Source organism: Polaromonas sp., from assembly GCF_049790275.1.
GTDB lineage: Bacteria > Pseudomonadota > Gammaproteobacteria > Burkholderiales > Burkholderiaceae_C > Polaromonas.
Genome location: NZ_JBAQYR010000088.1, coordinates 72,598 through 94,159, shown reverse-complemented (window position 1 = coordinate 94,159; position 21,562 = coordinate 72,598). Strand labels below are relative to the sequence as shown.

The 21,562-nt window shown below is 62.1% G+C and carries 22 protein-coding genes; 6 read left to right on the top strand and 16 right to left on the bottom strand.

The window, feature by feature from the left end:
- Positions 1-101: 101 nt before the first annotated feature.
- The 5 genes from WA904_RS12050 to WA904_RS12030 all read right to left on the bottom strand — a co-directional run bounded on the left by WA904_RS12050 (position 102) and on the right by WA904_RS12030 (position 4,396).
- The gene (locus tag WA904_RS12050; RefSeq protein ID WP_425197359.1) at positions 102-926 is read right to left on the bottom strand and encodes a 2OG-Fe(II) oxygenase; all 825 of its coding nucleotides are present in this window, start codon (positions 924-926) and stop codon (positions 102-104) included.
- A gap of 3 nt (positions 927-929) precedes the next feature.
- Positions 930-1,706 carry a peroxide stress protein YaaA gene (yaaA, locus tag WA904_RS12045; RefSeq protein ID WP_425197358.1) on the bottom strand — a complete coding sequence of 259 codons (777 nt, stop codon included), beginning with the start codon at positions 1,704-1,706 and terminating at the stop codon, positions 930-932.
- A gap of 97 nt (positions 1,707-1,803) precedes the next feature.
- Positions 1,804-2,394 (bottom strand): DUF3501 family protein, encoded by a 591-nt coding sequence (locus WA904_RS12040; protein ID WP_425197357.1) that lies wholly within the window; start codon positions 2,392-2,394, stop codon positions 1,804-1,806.
- A gap of 17 nt (positions 2,395-2,411) precedes the next feature.
- Positions 2,412-3,761 (bottom strand): (Fe-S)-binding protein, encoded by a 1,350-nt coding sequence (locus tag WA904_RS12035; protein ID WP_425197356.1) that lies wholly within the window; start codon positions 3,759-3,761, stop codon positions 2,412-2,414.
- 212 nt (positions 3,762-3,973) lie between these two features.
- Positions 3,974-4,396, bottom strand: coding sequence for a rubrerythrin family protein (locus tag WA904_RS12030; RefSeq protein WP_077593639.1), 423 nt, complete (start codon positions 4,394-4,396; stop codon positions 3,974-3,976).
- 306 nt (positions 4,397-4,702) lie between these two features.
- On the opposite strand from WA904_RS12030, the gene WA904_RS12025 reads away from it, so the two are divergent.
- The 4 genes from WA904_RS12025 (at position 4,703) to WA904_RS12010 (ending at position 10,398) form a co-directional block, all read left to right on the top strand.
- Positions 4,703-5,350 carry a VOC family protein gene (locus WA904_RS12025; protein WP_425197355.1) on the top strand — a complete coding sequence of 216 codons (648 nt, stop codon included), beginning with the start codon at positions 4,703-4,705 and terminating at the stop codon, positions 5,348-5,350.
- Between the two features lie 95 nt (positions 5,351-5,445).
- Positions 5,446-7,170 carry an FAD-dependent oxidoreductase gene (locus tag WA904_RS12020; RefSeq protein WP_425197354.1) on the top strand — a complete coding sequence of 575 codons (1,725 nt, stop codon included), beginning with the start codon at positions 5,446-5,448 and terminating at the stop codon, positions 7,168-7,170.
- A gap of 17 nt (positions 7,171-7,187) precedes the next feature.
- Positions 7,188-7,397, top strand: a complete 210-nt coding sequence (locus WA904_RS12015; protein ID WP_425197353.1) for a DUF2783 domain-containing protein — start codon at positions 7,188-7,190, stop codon at positions 7,395-7,397.
- A 94-nt stretch (positions 7,398-7,491) separates the two neighbouring features.
- Positions 7,492-10,398 (top strand): valine--tRNA ligase, encoded by a 2,907-nt coding sequence (locus WA904_RS12010; RefSeq protein ID WP_425197352.1) that lies wholly within the window; start codon positions 7,492-7,494, stop codon positions 10,396-10,398.
- A 130-nt stretch (positions 10,399-10,528) separates the two neighbouring features.
- Here WA904_RS12010 and WA904_RS12005 read toward each other — a convergent pair whose 3' ends face one another.
- Positions 10,529-11,548 carry an NAD(P)-dependent oxidoreductase gene (locus tag WA904_RS12005; RefSeq protein ID WP_425197351.1) on the bottom strand — a complete coding sequence of 340 codons (1,020 nt, stop codon included), beginning with the start codon at positions 11,546-11,548 and terminating at the stop codon, positions 10,529-10,531.
- A 92-nt stretch (positions 11,549-11,640) separates the two neighbouring features.
- On the opposite strand from WA904_RS12005, the gene galU reads away from it, so the two are divergent.
- On the top strand, positions 11,641-12,570 hold the full coding sequence (gene galU / locus WA904_RS12000; protein ID WP_425197350.1) for a UTP--glucose-1-phosphate uridylyltransferase GalU: 930 nt from the start codon (positions 11,641-11,643) through the stop codon (positions 12,568-12,570).
- A 21-nt stretch (positions 12,571-12,591) separates the two neighbouring features.
- Here galU and WA904_RS11995 read toward each other — a convergent pair whose 3' ends face one another.
- The 4 genes from WA904_RS11995 to WA904_RS11980 form a co-directional block, all read right to left on the bottom strand.
- A complete protein-coding gene (locus tag WA904_RS11995) occupies positions 12,592-12,819 on the bottom strand; it encodes a sulfurtransferase TusA family protein (RefSeq protein ID WP_348065616.1) in 228 nt (75 codons plus the stop codon).
- A 238-nt stretch (positions 12,820-13,057) separates the two neighbouring features.
- On the bottom strand, positions 13,058-13,630 hold the full coding sequence (locus WA904_RS11990; protein ID WP_425197349.1) for a hypothetical protein: 573 nt from the start codon (positions 13,628-13,630) through the stop codon (positions 13,058-13,060).
- A 69-nt stretch (positions 13,631-13,699) separates the two neighbouring features.
- Positions 13,700-13,921, bottom strand: coding sequence for a CsbD family protein (locus WA904_RS11985; RefSeq protein ID WP_425197348.1), 222 nt, complete (start codon positions 13,919-13,921; stop codon positions 13,700-13,702).
- 179 nt (positions 13,922-14,100) lie between these two features.
- Positions 14,101-15,711: an ABC transporter permease gene (locus WA904_RS11980; protein ID WP_425197347.1), complete on the bottom strand. Its 1,611-nt coding sequence runs from the start codon at positions 15,709-15,711 to the stop codon at positions 14,101-14,103.
- Between the two features lie 115 nt (positions 15,712-15,826).
- Here WA904_RS11980 and WA904_RS11975 point away from each other — a divergent pair, with 115 nt between their 5' ends.
- On the top strand, positions 15,827-16,891 hold the full coding sequence (locus tag WA904_RS11975; RefSeq protein WP_425197346.1) for an ABC transporter ATP-binding protein: 1,065 nt from the start codon (positions 15,827-15,829) through the stop codon (positions 16,889-16,891).
- A 16-nt stretch (positions 16,892-16,907) separates the two neighbouring features.
- Here the strand turns inward: WA904_RS11975 and WA904_RS11970 are convergent, their stop codons facing one another.
- From WA904_RS11970 to WA904_RS11945, 6 genes are read right to left on the bottom strand one after another with little or no spacing between them, the layout of a single operon-like run.
- Positions 16,908-17,651 (bottom strand): lysophospholipid acyltransferase family protein, encoded by a 744-nt coding sequence (locus WA904_RS11970; protein ID WP_425197345.1) that lies wholly within the window; start codon positions 17,649-17,651, stop codon positions 16,908-16,910.
- 5 nt (positions 17,652-17,656) lie between these two features.
- Positions 17,657-18,949 carry a dihydroorotase gene (locus WA904_RS11965; protein ID WP_425197344.1) on the bottom strand — a complete coding sequence of 431 codons (1,293 nt, stop codon included), beginning with the start codon at positions 18,947-18,949 and terminating at the stop codon, positions 17,657-17,659.
- 46 nt (positions 18,950-18,995) lie between these two features.
- Positions 18,996-19,958 carry an aspartate carbamoyltransferase catalytic subunit gene (locus WA904_RS11960; protein ID WP_425197343.1) on the bottom strand — a complete coding sequence of 321 codons (963 nt, stop codon included), beginning with the start codon at positions 19,956-19,958 and terminating at the stop codon, positions 18,996-18,998.
- Positions 19,959-20,016: 58 nt separating this feature from the next.
- Positions 20,017-20,529 (bottom strand): bifunctional pyr operon transcriptional regulator/uracil phosphoribosyltransferase PyrR, encoded by a 513-nt coding sequence (gene pyrR / locus WA904_RS11955; RefSeq protein ID WP_425197342.1) that lies wholly within the window; start codon positions 20,527-20,529, stop codon positions 20,017-20,019.
- The gene (gene ruvX / locus WA904_RS11950; protein WP_425197341.1) at positions 20,526-20,939 is read right to left on the bottom strand and encodes a Holliday junction resolvase RuvX; all 414 of its coding nucleotides are present in this window, start codon (positions 20,937-20,939) and stop codon (positions 20,526-20,528) included. The genes pyrR and ruvX overlap by 4 nt, the downstream gene beginning before the upstream one ends.
- Positions 20,939-21,526, bottom strand: coding sequence for a YqgE/AlgH family protein (locus WA904_RS11945; protein WP_425197340.1), 588 nt, complete (start codon positions 21,524-21,526; stop codon positions 20,939-20,941). The genes ruvX and WA904_RS11945 overlap by 1 nt, the downstream gene beginning before the upstream one ends.
- Positions 21,527-21,562: the final 36 nt, after the last annotated feature.

Below are 21,562 nucleotides of genomic sequence, written 5' to 3'. Positions count from 1 at the left end.
CGGACTCCTCAGCAGGGGCCGCGGAACTGGCTTCGCCAGGCCGCAGGCGCCGCCCCCTTGAGGGGGGAACAGGCTACACGCAGTGAGCCTGGACGGGGGTGTTAAATGAACTGTTTTTCGCGCAGCCATTTGGTGGCCACCCATTTTTCCCCGGCCAGCACCGGCGCGCCGCCATGCAGGCTGAGCGTCGAGGCGTGCGGCTGGTCATAGCTAAAAAAAACCGCATGGCCGCGCTGTGGCGCCACTTCCAGGCCGACATCGGGGAAAACCGTCGCGCCGCCGGCTTCCGGCGCGCTGAGGTAAAGAATCAGGGTCGCCACCCGCTGGCCACCGCGCTGCAGGATGGTCGGTGTGCCCGGCTCGGCGGGGTCGAAGTAATCATAGTGCGGCTTGTATTCGGCACCCGGCAGGTACTGCAGCACCTGCAGGCCCTCCCCGTTTTCCACCGGCCAGTCCAGCAGGCGTGCCAGGCGCGCCTCGATGCGGTTCACCAGTTCATTTTCGCCGCGCGTGAAAAACATGCCGCGGCTGGTGCGGTCGTCGTTGAGTTCCTCACCGCCGGTCTTGACGGCCACGGTCAGCGAACGCGACAGGCGTGGCCTGGCGGCTTCCATCAAGGCGCTGCATTCGTCGTCGCCGAGTACATTGCCGAACACCACGATGTGCGGCTGGCTCATCTGCATCAGCACATCGACCTGCCGGTCGCCGGCGTCGATCCGCAGGGCAGAGCCCAGGACGGGCAGCGGCACCGGCACGGGTGCCTTCAAGGTGCCGGCGATGACGCCGCGTGCCACGTCGGTTTGCCAGCCTGCAGCGCGCATGGCCTTGAGCATGGTGGCGACCGAGTGACCCAGGCCAGCCTGCGTGCGCACCCAGGCCTGCACCTGGGGCGTCACGCGTTGGGGCTGGTCCGGGGAAAGGCGCATGGTTCAGTCGTTCTGGTGCCGGCGAAACACCAGCCGGTCCGGCCCAGACACCGCGGGCGCAAAACGATAACCTTCGGCCGCGAAGCCCTCGAGCTTCCGGACCGTGGCCAGCTTTTTCCCGATGGCGTAACGCGCCATCAGGCCGCGCGCGCGTTTGGCGTTGAAGCTGATGATCTTGTACTTGCCGCCCCTGTACTCCTCGAAGACGCAGCTGACCACGCGGGCCTTGAGCGCCTTGCGATCCACTGCCTTGAAATACTCCTCGCTGGCGAGGTTGACGATGACGGGCGAAGTGTCGGCTGCCGCGCGCTCGTTGAGGTAGCCGGCGATCTGCGCGCCCCAGAACTGGTAAAGGTTGCTGCCCTGCGCCGTGCCCAGGCGCGTTCCCATCTCCAGCCGGTAGGGCTGCATCAGGTCCAGCGGACGCAGCACGCCATACAGGCCACTTAGGATGCAGACGTGCTTCTGGGCCCAGTCGAGTTCTTTGGCCTTCAGGCTTTTCGCATCCAGCCCGCCATACACGTCGCCATTGAAGGCCAGCACCGCCTGCCGGGCATTCTTCTCGGTGAACTTCGGCGACCAGGCCTGGTAACGCGCCACATTCAGGCCGGCCAAAGTGTCCGAGAGCGACATCAGTTCGCTCACTTGCGCAGGTGTTTTCTCCCTGAGTACCTTGATCAGCTGGCTGGATTGTTTGACGAACAGGGGCTGGGTATGGGTGGCAACGTGGGGCGGTGTCTCGAAATCCAGGGACTTCGCGGGCGAGAGTAAAAAAAGCATGGAGGGTGCGCGCAGTGAAATAAGGCAATCCCCGACTTTACGACAGCGCGGCACCCCTGTGGCCGCTAGCGCCAGGCTAGCGCCAGGGGGTGCCTGTTCAGCGCAGGTCGCTCGCCAGCGAGGCCAGGGTTTCGGCGGGAATCGTCACATGCGCGGGGTAATAGGTGTGGTCGCAGCCGAGCTTGACGCTGGCACCGGCCTTGACCGCCGCACACATGACCGGGTTGAGCTCGAAGCGCACAAAATGCACGGCCGATGTCTTCTCGTCGTTTTCTCTAGCCATGTCTTCGTCCGCAATCGCATACACCCGGGCGCGGCCTTCGACCTCGACAAAGAGGTGGTCTTCCACACCGATCAACCGGGCCAGCTCGCGTTTGCGCTCGTTGACGTCGGGGTACTCGATCAGCATGGTCGCCTTCCAGTTGCTGCCCTCGGGCACCAGCGGCGCGTAGGCTTCAATTTCCTGGTCAATGGCCTCTGCCTCAAAGATTTTTTCGAGACGCAGCATTTCCTGGATCTGGTAGCGAATGCTGGTTTCGCTCTCGAACTGTACGTTGATGTGTTCGCCCAGATGCACGCTGCGCAGCTGGCGATGCGCCATGATGGCGGCCTTGTTTTCCTTGCGGTACTGGCTGTAGGCCTCCAGTGTCATGAGGCTGTCGCGGGTGATTTTTCCGGTGACTTGCATGGCGTTTCCTTTGGCGGCTACTTCAGTCCGTAGGCGGTACGGACCAGGGTCAGCGGGTGTTTCTGCGGCGGCGCCCCGAGCTGGTTGACCTCGAAACCCTGGGCGATGTGGTGGCCGCCCAGTGGACAGTCGCTGCTGATCACGTCGGGCAAGCCGCCATCCTTGTGATTGGCCATGGCCTTGAACAGTGGCTTGCCGATTTTCATGGCCTGCTGGTGATAGGGCACTTTCACGCCGAAGGTGCCGGCGTGGCCCGAGCAACGCTCGTGCGTGTGCACGCTGGTGCCCGGCACCATCTTGAGCATTTCCTCGGTTTTCTTGCCGATGTTCTGTACCCGGCCATGGCAGGGAATCTGGTAGCTGATCTTGCCCAGCGGCACCGGAAATTCGGTCTTGAGCAGGCCGTCTCGCTTGCGCGCCATCAGGTACTCGAACGGGTCCCACATGTGTTCCTTGACGAGCTGCACGTCGGCGTCGTCGGGGTACATCAGCGGTATCTCCTGCTTGAACATCAGGGTACAACTGGGCACGGCGCTCAGGATGGCAAAGCCCTCCCGCGCATAACGGGCCAGCACCGGAATGTTGGCCTCCTTGCTGGCGTTGACCGAGTCCAGGTCGCCAAGCTCCAGCTTGGGCATGCCGCAGCATTTTTCCTTTTCGACCAGCACGTAAGGCACTTCGTTGTGGTCCAGCACCTTGAGCAGGTCGTGGCCGATGCCGGGTTCGTTGTAGTTGATATAGCAGGTGGAATAAATCACTACCTTGCCGGGTGTCTTGGCGCCGTCTTTCACCGCGTGCGGCGGCGACTCCAGTGCGCCGGCGCGGAATTTTTTTGTCGCCAGCTCGGGCAGCCAGGCATTTTTGTCGACGCCCAATACTTTTTCCATCACGGCGCGGGCTGGCTTGGTTTTGTTCACCGCATTGGCCACCTGAACCACGATGGGAATGCCGGCAAACTGGCCGTGTACGTCGGTGGACGACAGGAATTTTTCACCCATGCCCACGTCGCCGTTCTTGAACTTGATGGCCTTGGCACGCAGCATGGTGTGCGGAAAGTCGAGGTTGAACTCGTGTGGCGGCACATAGGGGCACTTGGTCATGTAGCAGAGGTCGCACATGTAGCACTGGTCGACCACCTTCATGTAATCCTTCTTGTCCACACCGTCGACTTCGCCGGTCTTGCTTTCGTCGACCAGGTCGAACAGCGTGGGGAAGGCACCGCACAGGCTTACACAGCGCCGGCATCCATGGCAGATGTCGAAGATGCGCTCCATCTCATGAAGCGTCGCGTCTTCGTTGTAAAAGTCAGGGTTTTTCCAGTCGATGGCATGGCGCGTGGGCGCCTGCAGATTGCCTTCTGTTGCCATTGGCTTACCTCTTCTATGGGAGCTTTGGTGGGTGGGGCTTAGGAAAGAATTCGTTGAATGGAATTTTTACGTAAACCGCCACGCCTTGACGGCGTAGCGAGCGGGTGCAGGGCAAGGCGCGGGTGTCGGGCAACCGGAATGTGCTTAAGGCACATGAGGATTGCCCGAGCGGGACCCGCAACGCCGCCATGCGCCTGCGCAGTAGCCGGCTATCAGTCCACCAGTTCGGCGAGCGCCTTGGTATAGCGGTTCGCGTGCGAGCGCTCTGCCTTGGCCAGCGTTTCAAACCAGTCGGCCACTTCGTCATGGCCTTCGTCACGAGCGGTTTTGGCCATGCCGGGGTACATGTCGGTGTACTCGTGGGTCTCGCCTGCAACGGCGGATGCCAGGTTCTGGCGGGTGGCGCCGAAGGGCATGCCGGTGGCCGGGTCGCCGCACTGCTCGAGCCACTCGAGGTGGCCGTGTGCGTGGCCGGTTTCGCCTTCCGCGGTGGAGCGGAACAGCGCTGCGACATCAGGCTGGCCTTCAACGTCAGCCTTGTTTGCGAAATACAGATAACGGCGGTTGGCCTGTGATTCGCCGGCGAATGCGGCCTTCAGGTTTTCTTCCGTCTTGGAGCCTTTGAGAGCAGCCATGGAAATCTCCTTCGTGGTTGTAAAAGTCATGCATGCCCCGGCGTTTGTCGCCAAAGACCAGAACACCATAGCCCCATTGGAGGGCGAGGTCTAATTGCTTGGCTCAATATAAAAAGATGGAGAAAGCTATCAACTTGTTGCAATTGGTAATTATTCTGAACTCATCAGTGCCCATGCGGGGAGAGTGCAAGCTTGGCAGGGGTCAATCATTACGTTATAGTAAATGCATTATGAATAGGTGAATTTCAAATCCCAAAGTGTGGGGTTCGCAATGCACTGAAAACCCCTTCAAATCCGGAGATTGCCATGTCTGCCCTGATGAGTCCCCCCAGCCCGCTTTTTTCCGCCACATCCACGCTGCCGGCGCCGGCGCCCGTCCAGCAGTTGCACCACTACGCCTACCGCGCCAAAGATGCAGAGGAAACGCGGCACTTCTATGAAGACATCCTGGGCCTGCCGCTGTACCACATCATTCAGAGCGACCACGTGCCCAGTACTGGCGAGTACTGCCCCTACACCCACTTTTTCTTCCGCCTGCAGGACGGCTCTTTCATTGCGTTTTTCGACTTGGGCAATGACGAGGCGGCCCTGCCCTCACCGAACACGCCGCTGTGGGTCAACCACATCTCGTTTCGCGTCAACACGGTGGCCGACCTGGAAGCGATGAAAGCGCGGCTGGAGGCCGACGGCATCGAAGTGCTGGGCGTGACCGACCACCACATCTTCAAGAGCATCTACTTCTTCGACCCGAACGGTGTGCGCCTGGAGCTCACGGCGCAACTTGCCGATGAGTTCCAGATGCTGCAGGAGAGCAAAACCGCGCACGCCCGCCTGGCCGAGTGGACAGCGCGCAAGGAGCAGTGGCGCAAGGAAAAAGCCGCCGGCAAGGCGCTGGAAGCGCTCAAACCGCAGCAAAACGACAGGCCAGAAGTGGGCGGCAGGCCGGTGGCCTGAGCCGTACTTGCTCCCTATTTAATAGCTATTGGCGCCCGTCCCAAAAGGGCTGGAGCCACAAATCATTGATAAAACAAACGGGAAAGGCGCAAGCCATGCTGGAGACAAAAACCGCCTACACCCCATCGGCGTTCACCAACGGCTACGAGTTCACTCAGGGAGCGGGCTACGCCCTGCCTGAATACCCGTTTGTCGCGCCGTCCGAACTGAATTCGAAAGAAATCACACGCCACCCGGTCGTCATTGTGGGCGGCGGCATCACCGGCCTGAGCCTGGCCTGCGCGCTGGCACGTTACGGCGTCAAGGCCGTGCTGCTGGACGAAGACAACACCGTGGGCGTCAAGGGTGCCTCCTCGCGCGGCATTTGCTACACGCAGAAGTCGCTGGAGATCTTCCACCGGCTCGGCATCTACGAACGCATTGCCGCCAAGGGTGTGCAGTGGAGCGTAGGCCGCACCTTTGCAGGCAAGGACGAGGTGTACTCCTTTGACTTGCGCCAGCAAAGCAACTTCAACCTCTCGACCCAGCCGCCATTCATCAACATCCAGCAGTTCTACATCGAGGGTTACCTGGTCGAACGCATTTACGAGCTGGGCCATGTGGACCTGCGCTGGAAATCACGCGTGACCGGCTTCTCCCAGAACGCCGAAGCCGCCACGCTCACGGTGGAAACACCTGCCGGCAGCTACCAGATAGCAGCCGAACATGTGATTGACGCCAGCGGTTCGCACACGCCCTTTCACCAGTGGGCTGGTGCCACCATGCAGACCCGCAACGGCGACGACCGCTGGTGTATTGCCGACGTGCGTTTTTCCAAACATCCACCGGTCGAACGCCACACCTGGATCGAAGCGCCTTTCAACGAAAACCGTGCCGTCTGGCAACACCTGATGGCTGACGACGTCTGGCGCATCGACTACCAGATGGCGCCCAACGCCAACCCCGAAGAAGTCAGCCGTGAAGACGTGGTGCGCCAGCGCCTGCAGCGCCAGTTCGGCGCGGATGTCGAGGTCGAGATCGTCTGGGTCGGTCCCTACGCCTACCGCAGCCGCTGCCTGGACAAGCTGCGCCTGGGCCGGGTGTTTTTCATGGGTGACACGGCAAAAATAGTCAGCCCTTTCGGCGCGCGCGGCGGCAATACCGGCGTGGCCGATGCAGACAACCTGGCCTGGAAGCTGGCCGCCGTGCTGCGCGGCCGGGCCAGCCCAACACTGCTGGAGAGTTACAACGCAGAACGCCTGGAGGCCGCGCAACAAAACGTGCTGGTGACCAACCGCACCGCCCGCTTCCTGCGCCCCGCTGACGGCATGGAACGCTGCTTCCGCACCGCCGCCATTGGCCTGGCAAAGCAATACCCGTTCGCACGCGCACTGGTCAACACGGGTCGCATGGCAGTGGCCAACACCTACACCCAGTCCCGGATCTGCGAAAGCACGGGCGGGCAGTCGGTGCAAAACGTGGCTTTTCGCTGGGCGAACGGCGACCAGGGTTCGGTCAACGACCTGCTGCAGTGGGCCGATGGCGACCTGCTGGTGCTGGTGTTCGGGGAGCTCACGGCCACCGGCCTGGAACGTCTGCAGCGGCTCGCTGAGCACGCGCCTGTGCGCAGCGTACAAGTGCTGGCCCCGGACGACCCGGCGCAAGCGGTGGAACACCTGCGCGACATCAACGCCCGCGGCACCGGCCATTTGCAGGGCGCCTGCCATGTGTTTGGCCACGCCTGGGCCTTGCTGCGGCCGGACGGCTACCTGGCCGCCACCGGCGAGACGGTGGACGGCCAGTTGGTTGCCGCCGTTGAAAAGACCCTGGGCCTGCGTTAGTAGTCAGGATAAACATCATGAAAACCGAAACCGCCCTCAAAACCAGCGCCAACTTTCAGGATGCAGACGCGTTCTACGAATGCCTGCTCGACGCTCACCAGGGGCTGAGCCGCGAGCAGTCCGAGTTGCTCAACGCACGGCTGATCCTGATCCTGGCCAACCAGCTGGGCGACACGCAGTTGCTGCAGGCCTGCATTGCTGCGGCCCGGCAAGCCGAGCCCGCCTGACCGGTTTGGGGCGCCCGGCAGGCCGGTCGAATAAAATCGGGGGAGTTCCTCCAACCCAAGGCGGCATCCGAGCGATGCCGTTTTTCATTGCCCCATGACTGATTCCGCCAAGCCCACGCCCGCAGCCCTCGCCGCCGACACCCCGAGCGCACGGGTGACCGTTCCCACGCCGGGGCTGGACAGCCTGGCCAAATCCTTCGAACCCGCCGCCATCGAGCGCCAGTGGGCACCGCTGTGGGAAGCCAGCGGTTTGTACGAGCCGACGCTAGACGCCGCGAAACCCTCTTTTTCCATTCAGTTGCCGCCGCCCAATGTGACCGGCACCCTGCACATGGGCCACGCCTTCAATCAGACCATCATGGATTCGCTGACGCGTTACCACCGCATGCGCGGCCACAACACGCTGTGGGTGCCAGGCACCGACCACGCAGGCATTGCCACACAAATCGTCGTGGAGCGCAAGCTGCAGGGCGAAGGCAAAAGCCGGCATGACCTGGGCCGCGAAAAGTTTGCCGAAAAGGTGTGGGAGTGGAAGGAAGAGTCGGGCACCACCATCACGCGCCAGATGCGCCGCATGGGCGATTCGGTGGCCTGGAAGCATGAGTACTTCACGATGGACCCGAAGATGTCCAAAGTGGTCACCTCGACCTTTGTGCAGCTGTACGAACAGGGCCTGATCTACCGCGGCAAGCGTCTGGTCAACTGGGACCCAATCCTCAAATCCGCCGTGTCGGATCTGGAAGTTGAAAGCGAAGAGGAAGACGGTTTCCTCTGGCACATCTCTTACCCCTTGGTTGACGGCACCGGTTCGCTGACAGTCGCCACAACGCGTCCTGAAACCATGCTGGGCGACGTGGCGGTGATGGTGCATCCGGAAGATGAACGCTACAAGCACCTGATCGGCAAGTTCGTGAAGCTGCCGCTGTGCGACCGCGACATTCCGGTGATTGCCGATGACTACGTGGACAAGGCCTTCGGTACCGGCGTGGTGAAGGTCACGCCGGCGCACGACACCAATGACTATGCAGTCGGACAACGCCATCAGTTGCCCATGATCGGCGTGCTGACGCTCGACGCAGCCATCAACGACAACGCACCTGAGAAATACCGCGGCATGGACCGCTTCGTGGCACGCAAGGCTGTGGTGGCCGACCTCGAAGCCCAGGGCCTCCTGGTCGAAGTCAAAAAACACAAGCTCATGGTGCCGCGCTGCGCCCGCACCGGCCAGGTCATCGAGCCCATGTTGACCGACCAGTGGTTTGTTGCGATGACCAAGGTCAGCGACCAGGACCCCACGGGCAAGTCCATCGCACGAAAAGCGATTGACGCTGTCGAGAGCGGCGCGGTGAAGTTTGTCCCCGAGCAGTGGGTCAACACCTACAACCAGTGGATGGGCAACATCCAGGACTGGTGCATCTCGCGCCAGCTCTGGTGGGGCCACCAGATTCCGGCCTGGTACGACGAAGACGGCAAGGTGTACGTCGCGGAAAACGAAGCTGCAGCACAAGCACAGGCCCCGGGCAAAACCCTGCGCCGTGACGAAGACGTGCTCGACACCTGGTACTCGTCAGCGCTCGTGCCCTTCTCCTCACTGGGCTGGCCCGAGAAAACGAAAGAGCTGGATCTCTTTTTGCCGTCCAGCGTGCTCGTCACGGGCTACGACATCATCTTCTTCTGGGTCGCGCGGATGATCATGATGACCACGCATTTCACTGGCCAGGTGCCCTTCCACCATGTTTACATCCACGGCCTGGTGAAAGATGCGCAGGGCAAAAAAATGAGCAAGTCCGAAGGCAACGTGCTGGACCCGGTGGACCTGATCGATGGTATTGAACTGGCGCCGCTGCTCGACAAGCGCTCGCAAGGCCTGCGCAAACCGGAAACAGCGCCGCAAGTGCGCAAGAACACCGAAAAGGAATTTCCGGCGGGCATTCCAGCCTACGGCGCCGACGCGTTGCGTTTCACCTTTGCCTCGCTGGCCAGCCTGGGCCGCAGCATCAACTTTGACAGCAAGCGCTGCGAGGGCTACCGCAACTTCTGCAACAAGCTCTGGAATGCCACACGCTTCACGCTGATGAATTGCGAAGGCCAGGACTGCGGACTTGCCGAGCACACCAAGGAACAATGCGCACCCGGTGCCGAGTTCCACAACTACCTGACCTTCTCGCAGGCGGACCGCTGGATTTCATCGACGCTGCAACGTGTGGAAGCCGATGTGGCCAAAGGGTTTGCCGAGTACCGCCTCGACAACGTGGCCGGCAGCATTTACCAGTTTGTCTGGGACGAGTTCTGTGACTGGTACCTGGAGATTGCCAAGGTGCAGATCCAGAACGGCACGCCGGCCGAACAGCGCGCCACACGCCGCACACTGATCCGCACGCTGGAAGCCATCCTGCGCCTGGCGCATCCCGTGGTTCCTTTCATCACCGAAGAGCTGTGGCAAAAGGTTGCCCCGGTGGCGGGGCTGAAAAAAGGCGAGTACATCGGCCAGTCCGCTTACCCGCAAAGCCAGGCCGCCAAAATCGATGCGCAGGCCGAAGCGCATGTGGCCAAGCTCAAGACACTGGTGGACGCCTGCCGCAACCTGCGCGGCGAAATGAAGGTGTCGCCGGCCACGCGGCTGCCGCTGTTCGTGGTGGGCGACAGCGCCTTCATGAACCAGTCGGCGCCCGTGATCAAGGCGCTGGCCAAGCTCAGCGAAGTCAAGGTGTTTGAAAGCGAAGCCGAATGGGCCACTGCGGCCCAGGCGGCACCCGTCGCCGTAGTTGGCGAGGCACGCGTGTGCCTGCACATGGAAGTGGATGTTGCCGCAGAAAAAACGCGGCTGGGCAAGGAAGCGACCCGGCTGGAAGGCGAACTGGTCAAGGTCAAAGCCAAACTCGCCAACGAGGCTTTTGTGACCAAGGTGCCGCCGGCCGTGCTGGAGCAGGAACGCAAGCGCTTGACCGAGTTCACCGCGACGCTGGAAAAAATCCGCGAACAGTTGGCTCGGCTCAACTAAGACCACCCTGCCGAGCGCGGGGGATCCATTCAAGCAGGGGCCGCGGGTCCGGCTTGGCCGGCCCGCAGGCGCAGCGGCCCCCTCGGGGGGGCAGAGAGCTACACGCAGTGAGCGAACGTGGGGGCCACGTCTACCGGGCCACGAACTCCGGCTCAGACCACTGGGAAGGCGACACGGCGCCGGGCAACTCCAGGTCCATGGGGGCGCTGAGCACGGAATCTGCATTGCGCTGCCGCCCGGCCATGATGGCTTCATGCATGCGGTGCGCCACATACCAGCTCGAACGCAGGCGCGCCTCGCGGGTATGTGAACCCAGGCGCGGTGTGATGAACAGGTTTTTCAGCCCCCGAACGGGGGAGCCATCGCGCGTGAAGTTGTCCTCGGCGCCATCCAGGATGCAGGCCTCGATGCGGCCATCGCACAGGGCTGCCGCCAGAGCGGTTTCGTCAAACAGCGCACTGCGGCTGATGCCTACCCACAGCTGCCCGTGTTTACAGGCAGCCAGCAGCTTGTCGTTGACGAAACTGCGAAAACGGGCGGCGTACAGCATCTGCACCGACACCGCATCGGACTGGCTCACCAGTTCGGTCAGGGTCACGGGCTGAATGCGCAAACGCTCCCAGATGGGCGCGGTATGGTGGACCGCCGGGTCATAACCGATTAAACGCACGCCCAGGCCCGTCAGCATGCCCGCCAGCGTGTGCGCGGTCGGAGCCAGCCCCAGAATGCCCACCGTGCTGCCATGCAGCTCGCGGCCCATCTGGGTGGACGGATGGCGCTTGCCCATCAGCGCCGACACAACGCCGCGGCGATAGAGCAGCAGCAGGCTGCTCAGCAGGTATTCGGCGTTGGAGCGCACATTGGCACTGCTGGCATGGATGACCTTGATGCCGCGCTCCTTGCAAGCCTCCAAGTCGGTGTTGTCGGTCCCCACATGCAGCCGGCCAACCGCCTTGAGCTTGGGCATGAAGTCGAGGAATTCGCGGGTAACGACGGTTTGCCGCGGAAACACGATGCCGCGGCTCTTGTAGGCGGCCTTGCGCAGCACCACCAGATCGTCCGCCAGTTCGGGACGGTATTCCACGCTGTGCCGGGTTTCAAGCCAAGCCATAGCTTCTGGAACCAATGCATCAAGAAGTAAGATGTCCACGCAGCGCCCTTGTTTACTGTTATTCTTTTCTGTCCTGCTTCTGACAATGTGTCAGCAACGCAACACTCTAGCCCCATTCCCAACACACGTAAATGAAAAAAGTCACAACTTTAAAGAAGGCGGTTTTCCCGGTTGCTGGTCTTGGAACGCGGTTTTTGCCTGCCACCAAAGCCCAGCCCAAGGAAATGCTACCCGTCGTGGACAAGCCGCTGATCCAGTACGCGGTGGAAGAAGCCTACGCAGCTGGCATACGCCACATGATTTTTGTTACAGGACGCAATAAACGGGCCATCGAAGATCACTTCGATACTGCCTATGAACTTGAAACCGAGCTCGAGGCCGCCAAGAAGCACCACCTGTTGGAACTCGTCCGCTCCATGAACCCTGGCGACATGGATTTCTCCTATGTGCGCCAGCCGCGTTCACTGGGCTTGGGCCATGCAGTGCTGTGCGCCGAGCATCTGGTCGGCGACGAACCTTTTGCAGTCCTGCTGGCTGACGACCTGATGGTGGGCAAACCTCCGGTCCTGGCGCAAATGGCCGCCAAATTTGAGCAGATCCAGCAATCCATCCTGGCGGTGCAGGAAGTACCGCTGGAGCAAACCAGACGCTACGGTATCGTGGCCACGGAGCCCGTCGTCGACGGCCTGATGAAAGTCATCAAGATGGTGGAAAAGCCTGCGCCGGAAGTCGCGCCCTCACGCATGGGGGTGGCCGGGCGCTACATCCTGACGCCTGCCGTTTTCAGGCATATTCGCAGCCAGCCTACCGGCGTGGGAGGGGAAATCCAGCTCACCGACGGCATTGCGGGGCTGATGGCCGAGGAAGGTGTTTATGCCTACCAATACAGCGGCAAGCGGTATGACTGCGGCAGCAAGGAAGGCTTCCTGGAGGCCACGGTCGAGCTGGCCCTGCAACATTCCGAAGTGGGTGCTTATTTCAGGAACTACCTCGAAAACCTGCAGATCGGCTGGTCAGGCAAGGAACGCAGGAAAGAAAATCTGGTCGCCCTCAGCGATTAGGCCTGCTACCAGGGCGTCGCCTTAGCGGCGCTTGAGCACGTGGATGAAGTCGCCGCCCTCCGTCTGCTGCTCGACCAGTTCGTTGCCGGTCTGCTTGGCAAACGCCATGAAGTCGCGTGTCGAACCGGCGTCGGTCGAAACCACGCGGAGCAACTGACCGCTGCTCATCTCGGCCAGGGCCTTTTTGGCCTTCAGGATGGGCAAGGGGCAATTCAGCCCGCGGGTATCTAGCTCTTTGTCGATGTGCATGCGTGTGTCCTTGGATGCTGCGATTTTAAGCAGTTCCGGCGCATGCGGCTGCCCCACCTGGCCGTCCACCCTGCCTGCAACCAAATCACCATGTCGAACGCTATAAAAAATATAGCTGCCTGCGCTCGACAGATAAGGGTTAGAGGCCAATTTCACCAAGAAATAAAAAAAACCCGGCCCTGCGTGGCAGGTCCGGGAATTTGGCGAACGAGGGCAAACTTGCTGATTCCTGACAGTCTTACTTCATGCCGAACTTTGCCTTGGCGTCGTTCTGGCAAGCGTCCTTGGCATTGCCGGACATCGCATCGCAACGTTCCTTCGCTGCCTTGTATTGCGCGTCATTTTTGTCACTCGCCGCGTCTTTTTTGGCATCTGCCATGGCGCCGGCCTTGTCCTTATTGGCGTCGGCACTGGCCCTGCTGACCTTGGCATCCGCCTTGGCGGAAGTGCGGGCAGCCTTGGCGTCTTTCATGCACACATCCTTGGTGTTGCCCGCCATGTCGTCGCATTTTTCCTTGGCGAGTTCGTAGGCAGCGTCGGCTTTGGCATCAAGGACTTTCTGGTCCTGGCGTGGACCAGGCTTGTACTGGGCCTCCAGCTCGGCTTTGGCCACTTTTTCAGCGCCCTTGGCTTCAGCCTGGCAGATATCCTTGGCATTGGCGGACAAGGTAGCGCATTTTTCGCGGCTGGCCTTGTAGTCGGCTTCCACATGGTCTTTCTGCGCCTTGTACTCTTGCTTGGTCAGCGCCATCGCATTTCCGGCGAAGACGCAACTTGCCGCCAGCGTCAACATGATGAGTTTCGATTTCATGATGGTTTCCTCTTTGGATGAAGTTGATGTTTTGGAATGGATGCCGGCCCGGAACGAGCCAGGGCTCACTCAGTAGCGTTCGAAGAAATTGGTGGGATTGCGTTCCTGGAAAGCGTTGAGCTGCTTCTCGGCCTCGTCCCGGGCAATGCCGTGGCGTTCCTGGATGCGGCCGAGCAATTGGTCGCGCTTGCCGGCGATGATGTCGAGGTCATCGTCGGTGAGCTTGCCCCACTGTTCCTTGACTTTGCCCTTGAACTGCGTCCAGTTGCCTTCGATACGATCTTGGTTCATGGTGGCTCCTTGATATGGATGTATGCCGCATGAGTCGAACACCCCTGCGGCTGGGAACTCCAATCTAAAGCACCCGTTTCGCAGACGGGTAGGCACGCAGGGGCGGCAGGCGTAGGTGACTGCCTACAGCCGCGGAAGGCCTGGAACGCCCCTGAAAATGCGGGAGCTGCGCCTCTCTGCTAGCGCGTTCGCAATGAGCGCCCCAGCAACAGCACAGGCAGCAAACCCACCAGCACCAGGGCCAGCGCAGGCAGGGCCGCCTCGCCGAGCCGCTCGTCGCGGGCGAGCTGGTAGGTCACCACCGCCAGCGTGTCGCTGTTGAAAGGGCGCAGCACCAGGGTGGCAGGCAACTCCTTCATCACATCGACAAACACCAGTAAGGCAGCGGCACCCACGGACCGTTTGAGAAGAGGCCAATGCACCCTGGCCAGCAAACCGGTGCCGGTGACACCCAGCATGTGTGCGCTGTCATCAAAACTGGCAGGTATCCGCGAGTAGCCGCTTTGCACGGACTGCAGTGCCACCGCGGTGAAGCGCACGAGGTAAGCCCAGACAATGCCCAGCGCCGTCCCGGTGATCCAGTAGCCCGCGGACGTTTGAGGCGCCGCGGCCTGCAGCCAGCCCACAGGCAACAGCAGGCCGACCACGATGACCGCACCCGGCACCGCGTAGCCCAGGCTCGCCAGCTGCGCAGCAGCACGCGTCAGGAAGCGGGGCTGACGGCGCAAGGCAAAGCTCAAACCCAGCGCCACGCCGGTCGCCAGCACGGCACTCAGGCCGCCCAGACTCACGCTGTTCAGCGACCAGCGTGCAAACTGCGTCCACGGCAACTGGCCCCAACCGGCAATGAGCGGACGCAATATGAACAGCACCGGCAGGAAAAACCCGAGCGCTATCGGTAGCGCACACAAGGCCCACGCCAGACCGGCGCGCATGCCGCGCAAAGGAGCCGGCGCAGCATCCGCGGCACCGGCGCGTCCGCCGCGGCTGCCGGCAAACCGCATGCGCTTTTGCGCGTGGTGTTCGATCTTCAGCAAAACGGCCACGGTCAGCAGCAGCACCGTGGCCAGCTGGGCCGCTGCGAGGCGGTTGTCCATGGCCAGCCAGGCCTTGTAGATGCCGGCGGTGAAGGTCTGGATGCCGAAGTAGCTGGACACACCAAAGTCGGCCAGCGTCTCCATCAGCGCAAGCGCAACGCCAGCCGCCACAGCCGGCCGGGCCAACGGCAAGGCCACTTCGCGAATACGGCGCGGCAGGGGCGCGCCGAGCAGGCGGGCAGCTTCCATCAAATGCACCGCCCGCTCGGAAAGTGCGGTGCGCGCCAGCAGGTACACATAGGGATAAAGCGTGACCGTGAAAACCAGCACGGCCCCGCCCAGGCTGCGAATTTCAGGCAGTACCCGGCCTTCCAGCCCGAAGCCCGCACGCAGCCAGCCCTGCAAGGGCCCTGCGTATTGCAGGAAGTCGGTGTAGGCATAAGCTACCACATAGGCCGGCATGGCCAGCGGCAGCAGCAGCGCCCACGCAAAGAACCGCCGACCTGGAAACTCAAACAGCGTTACCGCACACGCCGTCCCCATGCCGACCAGCGCCACCCCCAAGCCCACGGCCAGGCACAGCAGCACGGAAGTGAAGGCGTATTCGGGCAGAACCGTTTGCAGCATCTCCCGCAGGATGGGCAGGGACTGGTTGTCCAGCTCCAGCCAGGACAGCATCACCGCCAGCACCGGCAGCGTGAGCACAGCCATCAGCAGAAACAGCAGGACAGGCGGGATGAGGCGACGAAGCATGAAGTCCAAAAAGAAGAGTGGCTTTTCGCCGATCAGGCCGGGTACCCATAACCGTTCGCACACCCGGCGACCGGGCGAGTGCAAATGAGAATTGTAAGCATCTACAATTGCAACCATGTTCCTGGAACTTTCCCACCTGGTGGTGCATTACGCGGGCCGCTCCGGCCCGGCCGTCAACGATGTATCGTTGGGCCTGCGCGCCGGGGAAATTGGCGTGTTGATCGGCCCTTCCGGCTGCGGAAAAACCACCCTGCTGCGAGCCGTGGCCGGCCTGGAGCGTGCCCAGGACGGCGCCATTTCGCTGGCACAGGAAGTCGTCAGCAGCGGCAAGCAGCATGTGCCTGCGGAACAGCGCCGCATCGGCATGGTGTTTCAGGACTACGCCCTGTTCCCGCACCTGGATGTGGGCCGCAACGTGGCTTTTGGCCTGGCACACCTCAAGCCTGCAGAGCGCCAGGAACGCGTCGGCGAGGTGCTGGAGATGGTCGGCCTCGGCAAGGCACAGAAACGTTTCCCGCATGAACTGTCAGGCGGCCAGCAACAACGCGTGGCCCTGGCACGCGCACTGGCCCCGAAGCCGCGCCTGCTGCTGCTGGACGAACCCTTTTCCAACCTGGACGTAGACCTGCGCGAACGCCTGGCGCATGAGGTGCGTGGTATTTTGAAACTGGCCGGTGCCACGGCGCTGTTCGTGACGCACGACCAGCTCGAGGCCTTTGCCATCGGTGACCGGATCGGCGTCATGCATGAAGGCCAGCTGCATCAGTGGGATGAGGCCTATGAGCTGTACCACCGGCCGGCAACCCGTTTTGTGGCCGACTTCATCGGGCATGGCGTCTTCACGCACGCCCAGATCACCCAGCGGGGCGACAACGTGGTGGTCCACACGGCCCTGGGCGATCTGAGCGATATGCTGGAATGCCCGCTGCCCAGCGCCTACCCCGATGGTTTGTGCGACGTGCTGCTGCGCGCCGATGACATCGTGCACGACGATGCCGCCCCGGTGAAAGCGCAGATTCTGCGCAAGGCCTTTCGCGGCTCGGAATTTTTATACACGCTTCAGCTCAAAAGCGGCGAAACCCTGATGGCACATGTGCCCTCGCACCACGACCATGCGCTTGGCGAATGGATAGGGATTCGCGCCGAGGTCGACCACGTCGTCACTTTCCGGCGCGACTAGCGTCGTCAGCAAGCTGTCAACGCCCCTCGCGCAGCAGACGCTCCACTTCCTTTTGCAGATCGGCCGCCCAGGTACGCCTGTCACGCCCCTGGCAACGCTGCGGTTCCCCGAAAACGACCTCCGCGCGCAGGTGACCGACATTCAGTGTTTCCCAGATCGACACGAAAATCGAATCATCATCGATATAGCGCGGTGCAAAACTGGTCTGCCCCGTACCGGCGTCCACGAAGCGCAGCGCCACCGGCTGCACCGGCGCGTCCGTCACGATGGCTGCCTGCAGCAAATTGGCATGAAAGGGTTTGAGCTTCGTGCCGTCGCCAGTTGTTCCTTCCGGAAAAACAGCGAGCACATCGCCAAGCTTCAACCGTTCGGCCATGTGATGGACGACGCGGTGTGCATCGCGCCGCGATTCGCGCTCGATGTACAGGGTACCCGCACCACCGGCGAGCGTGCCGACCAGCGGCCAGTGTTTGATGTCCGACTTGGAGATGAACCGGCAATAGCGCGAAGCATGCAACACCACAATGTCCAGCCAGGACAGGTGGTTGGCCACCAGAAGCCCCGGGCCGTCTGCCACGGGTGTCCCCCTGACAGCCAATTCGATGCCAACCAGCCTCAACATCGCCATCGCCCAGACCTGAACCCGTGCTTCCTTCGCAGGCTGTCCGAGCCGGGGAAACAGCGTCAGGATGGTCCATATGCCACCTGCAATATGCGCCAGGGCGCGCAACAGGCGACCTGCCGCCCTCACCTGCCGCATCCCGCTCAGGCCTCGTACGCGACTTGCCCGCCCACCAGCGTCCAGCGCACGCGGGCTGGCAGCTGGTAGCCGGAAAACGGCGTGTGTTTGCCCTGGCTGCGCAAGGTGTCGAGCTGGACTGTCCATTCGGACTGCGGGTCGAACACACAGACGTCAGCCACACCGCCCTTGACCAGTTGCCCGGCGCTGGCTTGAAAGCTGCCCAAGGCCCCGCCCAGTATCCGGGCCGGTTCGCTGGTCAGTACGGCCAGCGCGCGCGACAGGCCCACCCCGCTGTCCTCGCCCCATTTGCATGCCAGGCCCAGCAATAGCTCCAACCCGGTAGCGCCCGGTTCGGCCTCGGCGAAAGGAAGCGTCTTCGCATCAGCTTCGACCGGGGTGTGGTCAGATACCAGCGCGTCGATGGTGCCGTCAAGCAGTGCCTGGCGCAGCGCATCGCGGTCACGCTGCTGACGCAGCGGCGGATTCAGGCGCATGCGGCTGTCAAAGTAGCCAATATCGGTGTCGGTCAGGTGCAGGCTGTTGATGCTGACATCAGCGGTGACGCCCAGGCCATCTGCCTTCGCCTTGGCGAGCAGGGCCACGCCCGCCGCACTGCTGATGCGGCAGACGTGCACACGAGCACCGGTCACCCGCACCAGCTCGAACAGCGTATGCAGCGCAATGGTTTCAGCCACCACGGGAACACCACTCAGGCCCAGGCGGGTCGCCAGTGCGCCGCTGGCTGCCACGCCGCCCCCCAGCCAGCTGTCCTGCGGACGCAGCCAGACGGTGTAGCCAAAACTGGCGGCATATTGCAGGGCACGCAACAGCACCTGGGCGTTGGCCAGCGGCACTTCGGCCTGGCTGAACCCGACACAGCCGGCCTCCGTCAGCTCGACCATCTCCGTCAGCGCTTCGCCCTGCAAGGCACGCGTCAGCGCGCCCAGCGGAAATACCCGCGACTGGTGCAGCTTTTCGGCGCGGAACTTGAGCATCTCGACAAGTCCGGGCTCGTCGAGCACCGGGTCGGTGTCGGGCGGGCACACCAGGCTGGTGACGCCGCCGGCAACGGCCGCCGCGAGTTCGCTCTCGAGCATGCCCTCATGTTCGTAGCCGGGCTCGCGCAGGCGGGCTGACAGGTCTATCAGACCGGGCGCAACGATGCAACCCGTTGCATCGATGATGCGGTTGGGCGCAAAGTCAGAAACCGCATTTTTCAGCGACAGGATACGGCCGGCGGCAATCGCCACATCGCCCTTTTCGTCAAGGCCAGAGGCCGGATCAATGACGCGCCCGTTTTTAATGAGTATCTTCATGCTTTTTCTCCGGAGCGCGCAAAACGACAAGCGTGGGGGCTCATATTCATGCTTCGTTCCCGGCAACAATGCTCATCACCGCCATACGCACGGCGATACCAAAAGTGACCTGCGGCAGGATCACGCTTTGCGCGCCATCGACCACCGCTGAGTCGATTTCGACGCCGCGGTTGATCGGGCCGGGATGCATGACGATGGCGTCCGGTTTGGCCAGCTGCAGCTTCTCGTTGGTCAACCCAAAACTCTTGAAAAATTCGTGGCTGCTGGGCAGCAGGGCCCCAGACATGCGTTCGTTCTGGAGCCTGAGCATGATCACCACATCGGCTCCCTTGATGCCTTCCTCCAGGGTGTGGCACACGCGCACACCCATCTGTGCCATGTCGGCCGGCACCAGGGTTTTAGGACCGACGACCCGGACTTCCGGGCAGCCCAGCGTGGTCAATGCATGGATGTCAGAACGGGCAACGCGCGAGTGCAGCACATCACCGACAATCGCCACCGTCAGCTTGCTGAAGTCCTTTTTGTAGTGGCGGATGGTGTACATGTCCAGCAGGCCCTGGGTGGGGTGGGCATGGCGGCCATCGCCGGCATTGATCACATGGACATGCGGTGCCACGTGCTGGGCAATCAGGTAGGGCGCACCCGATTCGCTGTGGCGCACGACAAACAGGTCGGCCGCCATCGCACTCAGGTTGGAGATCGTGTCGAGCAGCGACTCGCCTTTGGAGGCCGACGACCGCGCAATGTCGAGATTGATCACATCGGCCGACAGCCGGGTGGCCGCAATCTCGAAGGTGGTGCGGGTGCGGGTGGAGTTTTCGAAGAAGAGATTGAAAACACTTTTGCCGCGCAGCAAAGGCACCTTTTTGACCTCGCGATCGCTGACGCTGACAAAATTGGCGGCGGTGTCCAGGATGTGCGTCAGGGTGGCTTTGGGCAGCCCCTCAATAGACAGCAGGTGAATCAGTTCACCGTTTTTGTTGAGCTGCGGGTTTCGTCGGTACAACACAATCAGGCCTTTCGCAGGACGACAGGAATGCAGGCGGAAAAACCGTCGGTGCGGGCGGTCATGGTGTCACCCCCTGCACCTGGAAGCTGAACCGGCCATCGTCACTGCGCGCCAGCGCCAATGACTGCGACGCCGGAAGCGCCACCCGGGCGGCGGCAAAGTCGGCCTGTATCGGCAACTCCCGACCGCCCCGGTCAACCAGCACCACCAGCTTGACGCTGGCCGGCCGGCCGTAGTCGAACAGCTCGTTGAGCACTGCGCGAATGGTGCGGCCGGTGTAAAGCACGTCGTCAAGCACGATCAGGTCGGCGCCGTTGACATCGAAAGGCAGCACGGTTTGGCCGCTGGCTGACAGGCCGCGCTGGGAAAAATCATCGCGATGCATGGCCGAAGACAGTGTGCCGGGTGCGTCGGTCAAGCCCAGGTCAGCGCACAGGCGTTCGGTCAGCCAGACGCCGCCGGAAGCCACTCCCACCAGCCTGGGCGGGTGGTCGTATGTTGTCAAAAGCTGGCGCATGTTGCGCAAGACCTCTTGGTAGAGCGCTTCGGCATCCAGGGTCAGGCTGGTCATGAAAGACTCCTTAAAAACTGCTCGAGGATTATGCAGGCAGACGCCGCATCCGCATCCGGGGCGCCCTGCGACAGGGCTTCGGTGGTGCTGTAGCGCTCATCGACCTCGAACACCTGCAAACCAAAACGGCCACGCAACTGGCGGGCGAACTTGCGGGCCCGTGCGGTGTTGTCATGACTGGCGCCATCCGGATGGAAGGGAATGCCGACCACCAGCGCATCAGGCTGCCATTCCCTGATTTTCAGGGCGATGGCCGGGAACCGGGCCTCACCTTCCGCGGCAATACTTCCCCGCGGTGTCGCGGTGCGCGTGAGCCGGTTTCCGGTGGCGACGCCGGTACGTTTGAGACCAAAATCAAAAGCGAGAAATGTTTGCAGCTCAGTGGTCACGGCGGGCCGGGCCACGTCCATCACGCGTGCCCTGCATCGGGCGACAGCATCCAGCTCTGCAGACCGAGCAGCAGGAGCGCCTTGTCATAGCGCTGCTCGACCGGGGTGTCGAAAATCAGCGACAGGTCGGCTTCCACGGTCAGCCAGCTGTTGTCTGAAATCTCGGACTCCAGCTGTCCCTGCCCCCAGGCCGAGTAACCGAGGGAGACAAACACCTTGCGCGGCCCGGCACCCGTCGAGAGGGCTTCCAGCACATCCTTGGAAGTGGTCATCTCCAGCCCGCCCGGAATCGTCATGGTCGAGGCGTACGCCGATTCGCTGCCTTCCAGCATGCATTCGTGGAGCACAAAGCCGCGCTCCGTCTGCACCGGCCCACCCTGGAACACCGGGGCGTCGGTCAGGTCGCCGCGCCGCAAAGGCAGCTCCACCTTGTCGAACAAGCCCTGAAGATTGATGTCGCTGGGCTTGTTGATCACCAACCCCAGTGCGCCGCGGTCACTGTGCTCGCACATGTAGACCACACTTTTTGCAAAAGCCTCATCATCCAGCCCGGGCATGGCAATCAGGAAGTGATGGGTAAGATTGATCGATGCAGAATCCATGGCCATGGGGCAATTTTACGCGTTGCCGGCCCATGCTGGGAG

What these genes read in the sequence shown, in the direction of transcription:
- WA904_RS12050 (WP_425197359.1), bottom strand. Translation starts at nt 926, where the DNA reads ATGCGCCTTTCCCCGGACCAGCCCCAACGCGTGACGCCCCAGGTGCAG.
- yaaA (WP_425197358.1), bottom strand. Translation starts at nt 1,706, where the DNA reads ATGCTTTTTTTACTCTCGCCCGCGAAGTCCCTGGATTTCGAGACACCG.
- WA904_RS12040 (WP_425197357.1), bottom strand. Translation starts at nt 2,394, where the DNA reads ATGCAAGTCACCGGAAAAATCACCCGCGACAGCCTCATGACACTGGAG.
- WA904_RS12035 (WP_425197356.1), bottom strand. Translation starts at nt 3,761, where the DNA reads ATGGCAACAGAAGGCAATCTGCAGGCGCCCACGCGCCATGCCATCGAC.
- WA904_RS12030 (WP_077593639.1), bottom strand. Translation starts at nt 4,396, where the DNA reads ATGGCTGCTCTCAAAGGCTCCAAGACGGAAGAAAACCTGAAGGCCGCA.
- WA904_RS12025 (WP_425197355.1), top strand. Translation starts at nt 4,703, where the DNA reads ATGTCTGCCCTGATGAGTCCCCCCAGCCCGCTTTTTTCCGCCACATCC.
- WA904_RS12020 (WP_425197354.1), top strand. Translation starts at nt 5,446, where the DNA reads ATGCTGGAGACAAAAACCGCCTACACCCCATCGGCGTTCACCAACGGC.
- WA904_RS12015 (WP_425197353.1), top strand. Translation starts at nt 7,188, where the DNA reads ATGAAAACCGAAACCGCCCTCAAAACCAGCGCCAACTTTCAGGATGCA.
- WA904_RS12010 (WP_425197352.1), top strand. Translation starts at nt 7,492, where the DNA reads ATGACTGATTCCGCCAAGCCCACGCCCGCAGCCCTCGCCGCCGACACC.
- galU (WP_425197350.1), top strand. Translation starts at nt 11,641, where the DNA reads ATGAAAAAAGTCACAACTTTAAAGAAGGCGGTTTTCCCGGTTGCTGGT.
- WA904_RS11995 (WP_348065616.1), bottom strand. Translation starts at nt 12,819, where the DNA reads ATGCACATCGACAAAGAGCTAGATACCCGCGGGCTGAATTGCCCCTTG.
- WA904_RS11990 (WP_425197349.1), bottom strand. Translation starts at nt 13,630, where the DNA reads ATGAAATCGAAACTCATCATGTTGACGCTGGCGGCAAGTTGCGTCTTC.
- WA904_RS11985 (WP_425197348.1), bottom strand. Translation starts at nt 13,921, where the DNA reads ATGAACCAAGATCGTATCGAAGGCAACTGGACGCAGTTCAAGGGCAAA.
- WA904_RS11980 (WP_425197347.1), bottom strand. Translation starts at nt 15,711, where the DNA reads ATGCTTCGTCGCCTCATCCCGCCTGTCCTGCTGTTTCTGCTGATGGCT.
- WA904_RS11975 (WP_425197346.1), top strand. Translation starts at nt 15,827, where the DNA reads ATGTTCCTGGAACTTTCCCACCTGGTGGTGCATTACGCGGGCCGCTCC.
- WA904_RS11970 (WP_425197345.1), bottom strand. Translation starts at nt 17,651, where the DNA reads ATGCGGCAGGTGAGGGCGGCAGGTCGCCTGTTGCGCGCCCTGGCGCAT.
- WA904_RS11965 (WP_425197344.1), bottom strand. Translation starts at nt 18,949, where the DNA reads ATGAAGATACTCATTAAAAACGGGCGCGTCATTGATCCGGCCTCTGGC.
- pyrR (WP_425197342.1), bottom strand. Translation starts at nt 20,529, where the DNA reads ATGACCAGCCTGACCCTGGATGCCGAAGCGCTCTACCAAGAGGTCTTG.
- ruvX (WP_425197341.1), bottom strand. Translation starts at nt 20,939, where the DNA reads ATGGACGTGGCCCGGCCCGCCGTGACCACTGAGCTGCAAACATTTCTC.
- WA904_RS11945 (WP_425197340.1), bottom strand. Translation starts at nt 21,526, where the DNA reads ATGGCCATGGATTCTGCATCGATCAATCTTACCCATCACTTCCTGATT.